At 47.4% G+C, this 3,904-nt stretch carries 6 protein-coding genes; all 6 read left to right on the top strand.

Translation table 11 applies throughout. From position 1 onward, the window contains the following. Window positions 1-157 precede the first annotated feature (157 nt). Window positions 158-295 (top strand): hypothetical protein, encoded by a 138-nt coding sequence (locus FWE06_10150; GenBank protein ID MCL2547521.1) that lies wholly within the window; start codon window positions 158-160, stop codon window positions 293-295. Continuing rightward, a complete protein-coding gene (locus tag FWE06_10145; GenBank protein ID MCL2547520.1) occupies window positions 292-510 on the top strand; it encodes a DUF6148 family protein in 219 nt (72 codons plus the stop codon). The genes FWE06_10150 and FWE06_10145 overlap by 4 nt, the downstream gene beginning before the upstream one ends. A 9-nt stretch (window positions 511-519) precedes the next feature. Continuing rightward, a complete protein-coding gene (locus FWE06_10140; GenBank protein ID MCL2547519.1) occupies window positions 520-2,082 on the top strand; it encodes a phage portal protein in 1,563 nt (520 codons plus the stop codon). Window positions 2,083-2,134: 52 nt separating this feature from the next. Continuing rightward, window positions 2,135-3,340, top strand: coding sequence for a Clp protease ClpP (locus tag FWE06_10135; GenBank protein ID MCL2547518.1), 1,206 nt, complete (start codon window positions 2,135-2,137; stop codon window positions 3,338-3,340). A gap of 12 nt (window positions 3,341-3,352) precedes the next feature. Then, window positions 3,353-3,709 carry a hypothetical protein gene (locus tag FWE06_10130; GenBank protein MCL2547517.1) on the top strand — a complete coding sequence of 119 codons (357 nt, stop codon included), beginning with the start codon at window positions 3,353-3,355 and terminating at the stop codon, window positions 3,707-3,709. A gap of 14 nt (window positions 3,710-3,723) precedes the next feature. After that, a partial coding sequence (locus FWE06_10125; GenBank protein MCL2547516.1) for a major capsid protein occupies window positions 3,724-3,904 on the top strand: 181 nt, incomplete at its 3' end.

Genomic DNA, 3,904 nt, shown 5'->3' with positions numbered 1-3,904 from the left:
TGCTGTATAAACGCTGTACAAGGTATGATTTTGGGTTGATTTTAGTTACAGGAACAGCCGACAAGTGGCGTAAATACGGGATTATGTATTTTGGGATTACCGAGAGTGTTGACCAAAAACAGAATGGATAGTTAAAACAGGGGCAAGAAATGAGCCGTTGGACTGTCGAGTTTACAATGTCGCTGCCATAGAAATTCTTAATCCGAATTTTGAGGAGCTGAAAAAGCGCAAAAATGTCAAAAAGATTGCCCCCGCCAAGCGCAGAGGCACAATCAGCAAGGGGGTCGAAGTATGATCAGCATTCAAACTGCAAAAGACATGTTGAATGGTTGGATTATGGCAGAACAAGCCGTGATGACCGGCCAAGAATATCAAATGGGCACAAGACGGTTACGCCGTGCAGACTTACGAGAAATCAGAACATCAGTTAAATATTGGTCTGATAAAGTAGACGAAATCGCCGGCGTATCACGAATCAGAGTGCAGCAAATAATCCCGAGGGATATGTAGGGGGGCATCATGACCAAAAAAATTAACAACAGGAACCCGACTACGTTGGAAGAACCGACGATGTTAGATAAGGCTATAGCCTACTTTTCACCAGCAAAAGCGGCTAAAAGGGAATGGGCGAAACGACAGTTAAATATTTTGAATTCCGGTTACTCTCACCACGGCGCAAACGAAAACAAAAAAGCTACGAAAGGCTGGGATAGTGAGAGCGGCTCACCCAACGAGGACATCAATGATAACTTAGCTTTGCTCCGTGAACGCTCGCGGGATTTATACATGGGTGGTGCGAACATTGCTACAGGTGCAATCAAAACAACTCGTACAAACGCAATCGGCTCCGGGCTGGTATTAAAACCATCCATTGATAACGATTTTCTTAAAATGACTGACGAGGAAGCGGAAAGTTGGAAGCAGGCAGTTGTGCGGGAATTTGAGTATTTCTCCAACTCCGTCAATTGCGACAGGTTCAGACTTAATAATTTTTACGAGCTTCAGCAATTAGCCTTTTTGAGCATGTTGTTATCGGGTGATGTGTTTGTACTGTTGCCATACAAAAAGCGGCAAGGTTTTATGTATGACTTGCGAATACAGCTTATAGAGGGCGACAGGGTAAAAACCCCGGAGAGCATGACCGGAAACGACAACGTAAACAACGGCGTAGAAACAGCGGGCGGTGAGGTATCTGCCTACTACATCATGAACAGTTTTCCCGGATCGGCGAATGACGACGATTCATACACCAAAGTCCTGACGTTTGGTAATGTCACAGGCAGACGGAATATCCTTCACTTGATGGAATCTGAACGCCCCGACCAAACAAGGGGTTTGCCCGTTTTGGCTCCTGTTATAGAAAGCCTGCGGCAATTGGGCCGGTATACCGTGGCAGAGCTTACAGCAGCAGTTGTCGGCGGCTTGTTCACCGTTTTTGTGTATGAAGAATTTCCACAATTAGACCTTGGGGATAGCATGGATGTTGAAGAACAAATTGACCCCGACAATCCCTTTACCTACGAACTTGGTAACGGCTCAGTCGTTCGCATGCGGCGTGGTGAGAAAATTGAAACCGCAACGCCGGGTAGACCCAACGTCGCTTTTGATGGATTTGTGAACGCCATCTTGCGGCAAATCGGTTCGTCGTTGGAAATTCCATACGAATTGCTGATAAAACATTTCTCAGCATCCTACAGCGCAAGCCGTGCGGCATTGTTGGAAGCATGGAAGATGTTCCGTATGCGCCGCAAGTGGTTCGCCAACGATTTTTGCCAACCCATCTATGAGGAATGGTTATCGGAAGCCGTCGCCAAAGGACGTATTTATGCCCCGGGGTTCTTCGACGACCCCATCATCAGAGCGGCGTACTGTAAAGCCGAATGGCACGGGCCGTCACAAGGGCAAATTGACCCATTGCGTGAAGCGACTGCTGCCATACGGCGCATTGAAGCCGAATTGAGTACCCGCGAACGTGAAGCCGCTGAAATGACCGGCACGGATTTCAATGTCAACCACCGCCAGCGCGTGAAAGAGGAAACAATGCGACAAGAGCTTAGGCGATTAGAGGAAGGAGAGATTTAAAGCATGGACACAATCAACAATAAAGCCATGAAACCGAAAGGCGGTGATGAACATGATGGATAAAGACAATCAATTTTGGCGATTTGAAAACAGTGCGGCCGAAAGCGACGAAGCCACTCTTTATATCTACGGCGACATTATGCGATACGATTTGGAGTATTGGAGTTGGCCGGATGATGTAATCCCTCATCGGTTTAGACAAGAATTGACCGCATTGGGCGATGTAAGCACAATCCATATACGGATAAACTCTAACGGTGGCAGCGTGTTCGGAGCATACGCCATAATGAACCTGCTGAAAAGCCACAAGGCGCAGATTATCACCTACAACGACGGCATTGCCGCAAGCGCCGCAACGCTTATTGCAATGGCAGGGGATAAAATCATCTCTGCGTTAGGCTCTATATGGATGATTCATTTGCCGGCCACGGGTATTTTCGGAAATGTCAACGAAATGCAAAAGGCCATTGATATTTTAAACACGATAACTGAGAGTATGGCCGACGTTTACCATGCAAAAACAGGCATTGACCGGGCGCAGATTATTCAGATGATGAATGAGGATAAATGGTGTACCGGCAAAGAAGCTCTGCAATTGGGCTTGGTAGATGAAGTGTCTGAGTTAAAAGTCGAGGCATATCTTTCCGAAGATAAGGCCACGGCTTTTTTCAATGGACTCCCGCTTGATCTTGCGAAAATACGCAACAAGGAGAAATTCGTGGCCATGTTGCCGGCTAAATCACATGCACAACAGCCTGCAAGAATTCCACTTGAAAATGCAACGCCGCAAATAGTAACCGCACAAGCCGTACCAGAAGGAAATCCAGCAGCCAAGCCTGTTTTGCCACAGGCAAAACTACCAACAGAAACCCCAATCCAAGAGGAGGAAAGCATTATGAATCTCGAAGAATTAAAAGCAAAGCACCCCGAAATTTACAACGCTGTTTTTACAGCCGGTGTAGAGCATGGTGTACAAAACGAAAGGGCGCGAATCCAAGAAATTGACAACATGGCGCTGCCCGGCATGGAGGAACTCACCAGCAAGGCCAAGTACGAAACAGGCGTTACCGCTGGAGATTTTGCCGTAGAGCTGATTAAGGCTCAAAAGCAAAAAGGCGTAAATTATTTGAACGCTGCCCAGGCCGATGCTGACGAAGCGGGAGACGTACCACCGGCGGGTGCGCCGATGGATGACGCCGCCGAAGAAGAAGCTCTATTGGCACATGCCGGAGAGAGTGCAAAAAATATTAGGAGATAGGAGTGTTTATCCATGTCAAGATTAGGTGAATTCAAACCCGACGGCTTGATTGCCGGCGGTTTTCCGACGGTGACAATGGAAATTACCGTTACCGGCCCTGCGGAATTTCAGCGGGGAGATGTTATCGCCCAAACAGGCGATAACACATACACACTTGTAAATTCAGTAGGCACAAATGGGGCGAATTTGCCCATTGGCATAGTCTGCGACGATTTCACCGTAGCCGACGGTGCAACAACGAAATCCACCATGTATGTTAAAGGTGAGTTTAACCGTAGGTCTATGCGCTTTGGCGGCACAGACACAGCCGACACCCACATGCGCCGCATGACGGAAATTGGCATGATTATCAGAGGAACACGAATTTAAGGAGGAGTGAGGAAATGGCTGTAAATATTTACGACCCCCGGTTTATGATGCGAATGATAGACCAACAACCGCCTATGACTACGTTTATGAAAGACACGTTTTTTAGGCGCACACAAATGTTTCCGACAAAGGCGGTAGACTTTGATGTAAAAAAAGGCGGCATGGCTATGGCACCTTTCGTTAGCCCCCGCATTG

The organism is Oscillospiraceae bacterium (assembly GCA_009780275.1).
Taxonomy (GTDB): Bacteria; Bacillota; Clostridia; order Oscillospirales; family UBA929; genus WRAI01.
Note: the sequence above shows the minus strand (reverse complement) of the source record. Positions and strands in the feature narration are given on the sequence as shown.

Excerpts from the sequence above, each read along its gene's own strand:
- FWE06_10145 (MCL2547520.1), top strand. The coding sequence starts at position 292 with ATGATCAGCATTCAAACTGCAAAAGACATGTTGAATGGTTGGATTATG.
- FWE06_10140 (MCL2547519.1), top strand. The coding sequence starts at position 520 with ATGACCAAAAAAATTAACAACAGGAACCCGACTACGTTGGAAGAACCG.
- FWE06_10135 (MCL2547518.1), top strand. The coding sequence starts at position 2,135 with ATGATGGATAAAGACAATCAATTTTGGCGATTTGAAAACAGTGCGGCC.
- FWE06_10130 (MCL2547517.1), top strand. The coding sequence starts at position 3,353 with ATGTCAAGATTAGGTGAATTCAAACCCGACGGCTTGATTGCCGGCGGT.